Annotated in this window: 1 protein-coding gene; it reads right to left on the reverse strand. The window is 42.4% G+C overall.

Going from position 1 to position 231, the window contains the following annotated elements; translation table 11 throughout:
* Positions 1–231 (reverse strand): Riean_0653 family protein (locus tag E1163_RS30855; protein WP_484494432.1); only part of this gene is annotated, 231 nt, incomplete at both ends.

Raw genomic sequence — 231 nt, forward strand, 5'->3', positions numbered from 1 at the left:
GTTATACCACTGGTGGTATTGACATTATCTGCATATAAAGTCGCTCCAACCGTATCATTCCAAATTTTCATTTGTGCAAAGGTTCCTCCTTGCCCCAATGCTCCTTTTGGCAACCATAACTCTCCATTCACCAAACACCCAAAGGTATTTTTGCCTTCCGACGTTATAGGAGGTAATTCATCATCTTCTTGGCAGGCGCTAAACCCAATAAAAAGAGCCAAAGAAACCGGA

The sequence above is a fragment of the Fulvivirga kasyanovii genome (assembly GCF_009711405.1).
GTDB lineage: Bacteria > Bacteroidota > Bacteroidia > Cytophagales > Cyclobacteriaceae > Fulvivirga > Fulvivirga kasyanovii.